We start from the raw sequence: 2,672 nt of genomic DNA on the forward strand, positions 1-2,672 counted from the left end.
TGCGGCCCGCCCCGTCGGCGATCGCGACGCAGAAGTCCCGGACCTGGCTGATCTCGGCGATCGGAGCGGCGTTCGCGAGGCCCGCGGCCAGTTCGTCGGTATGGGCGATCAGGCTGGTGCGCAGGATCTCCAGATCCACGGCCGGTATGCCGGCCGCCTGCTCGCGCCCGGTGATCGCGGGCATCAGCTCACCACCTCGATGACGTAGGTCTCGTGCTGATCCAGCATGGCTTCCTGGCCGTCGCAGATCACGATCGTGGTGCCCGGTTCATGGATCACCGCGGGCCCCGGGATGACATTGCCCGGTTCGATGAGCGCCCCGTCGTAGATCGGGGCCTCGACAAAGCCGTGTCCTTCGAAGTAGGCGTCCCGGGTTCCGGCCAGCGCCGCCGAGGGGTCCTCCTGGGCGAACTTGCGGGCCGCCCCCGTCGTGTCCATGTGGCGCAGGCCGGTCATCTCCAGCCGCACGGAGACGATCTGGACCGGCTGGTCCGGCCGCTTGTGGGCGTAGAGGGTCTCGTGCATGTCGTGGAAGTCGCGGATCGCCCGGGACACACTCACCGCGGAGATCCGCCGGGTGCGGGTGTTGAGCGGAACGATGACCTCCTGCACCTGCCCGTCGTAGCGCATGTCCAGATAGCGTTCCAGCCGCACCGAGTCGGTCTCGGGCAGCAGCTTCTCCGCCTCGGCCTGCATGGCCTGGAAGGTCGCGGTGAGGTCTTCCGGGTCGACACGGTCCGCGGAACGCAGGAAGGTCTGTACCCGGGAGACCTTGAAGTCGGCGACCAGGCCGCCGAACGCGCTGAGCACGGGGGCGTTGCGGGGCACCAGGATGGTCTTGATCCCGAGGCCGGCGGCCTGCACACCGGCGTGGATCGCGCCCGCCCCGCCGAACGCCATCAGGGCGTAGTCGCGCGGGTCACGGCCCCGCGAGACCGATACGTAACGCAGGGCGTTGGACATGTCACTGTTCGCGATCCGGAACACTCCGATCGCCGCCTCGACCGCCGAGATCCCCAGCGGCCGGGCCACGTGTGTCTCGAACGCCGTGATGGCGGCATCCCGGTCGAGTCGCATCCGGCCGCCCATGAACCGGTCCGGGTCCATGAAGCCGAGCACGAGGTTCGCGTCCGTCACGGTCGGGCGGGTGCCGCCGCGCCCGTAACACGCGGGCCCGGGTGAGGCTCCCGCGCTCTCCGGGCCGACCCGCAGGGCGCCCGCCTCGTCGACCCACGCGATCGACCCGCCGCCCGCGCCGATGGTGTGGATGTCCACCAGCGGGACGGCCACCCGGTAGCGGCTGATCCAGTTGTCCACGCCCACTTCGGGTTTGCCGTCGTGGATCAGGCAGACGTCGTAGCTGGTGCCGCCCATGTCGGCGGTGATCAGATTCCGGTAGCCGGAGCGCTCACCGACCGCCACCGCGGCGACGACGCCGCCCGCCGGGCCGGACAGGACCGCGTCCACACCGTGCTCGGCGGAGTAGGCGACGTCCATGATGCCGCCGTTGGACTGCACCACCAGCAGCGAACCCGTGAACCCGGCATCGCGCAGCCCCACGTCCAGCCGCTTCAGATAGTTCTTGAGCATCGGGCTCGTGTACGCGTTCACGACCGTCGTCGAGACCCGCTCGAACTCGCGGACCTGCGGCAGTACGTCGCAGGAGAGCGTGACGAAACACTCCGGGTGCTCCTCGGCGATGATCTGTGCGATCCGGCGCTCATGCGCGTCGTTCACGAACGAGAACAGCAAGCACACCGCGATCGAGGAGATCCCCGCCGCCCTCAGCTCCCGCACCGCGGCCCGGACCTCTTCCTCGTCCAGGGGAACCACCACATCACCCGCGTAGTCGATCCGCTCGGTCACCCCCTTGCGGAACCGGCGCCGTACGATCGGGTGCGGTGCGGGCAGCGACAGGTCGAACAGGCTCTCCCGGTAGCCCCGGCGCAGCTCCAGGGTGTCGCGGAACCCCTTCGTCGTGATCAGTCCGGTCGGCACCCCGTCGTACTCCAGCATCGCGTTGGTCACGACGGTGGTGCCCAGGATGACGAAGTCGGTCTCCGCCAGGAGGTCAGGGGTGTCGCGGCCGAAGTGCCCGGCGATCACCTCCACCGCCTCCAGCACCGCCGCGGCCTCGTCGTTCGGCCGCGATGACACCTTGCCCGTGAACAGCTCGGACTGATCCGTTTGATCCGTCGCCACGAAGTCGGTGAATGTGCCACCTACATCGATCGCAATCGTGTAACCCATCTTCATCACCGTCGATCAGATACGTGGACTCGGCAGAGTCCGGGGAACGGACATGGCTTCACTGCACGAAGGGGGCGACCGCCGCGACCGGTTCACGGCCGTTCGCAGTCGCGGGTCAGCAACGGCCCGACGGCCCGGACCTGGAGGCGGGCCGAGTTGCCGGGCATGTAGCTCATGGGAATCTCGCTCACGGTGGTGATGCGGACGTGGGCCGGGTCGGCGCCCGCCCGGATCGCGGCATCGGTGGCCTCCGCGCTCGCCTCGGCGATGCAGGCTTCGCGGCTGCTGGACTCGTAGCGGAATGCGCGGTCCACGGTTCCCGAGGCTTCGGCGATGGCCGCGCCGATGGCGTTGGCGACGCCCGCATGGCGGTGCCGTACGACGTCGGTCACCCCGGGCACGTCGTCGGGCAGGAGCACGGC

General features: G+C 69.4%; 2 protein-coding genes and 1 pseudogene. All 3 read right to left on the reverse strand.

Features of this window, described 5'->3' with window-relative positions; genetic code table 11:
- A partial coding sequence (locus ACWF94_RS38260) for a hypothetical protein (RefSeq protein ID WP_453499534.1) occupies positions 1–184 on the reverse strand: 184 nt, incomplete at its 3' end.
- A complete protein-coding gene (locus ACWF94_RS38265; protein ID WP_453499536.1) occupies positions 184–2,250 on the reverse strand; it encodes a hydantoinase/oxoprolinase family protein in 2,067 nt (688 codons plus the stop codon). The genes ACWF94_RS38260 and ACWF94_RS38265, both read right to left, overlap by 1 nt.
- Positions 2,251–2,342: 92 nt before the next feature.
- Positions 2,343–2,672: pseudogene (locus ACWF94_RS38270) on the reverse strand (hydantoinase/oxoprolinase family protein); the annotation flags it as partial.

The sequence above is a fragment of the Streptomyces sp. NPDC055078 genome (assembly GCF_053607985.1).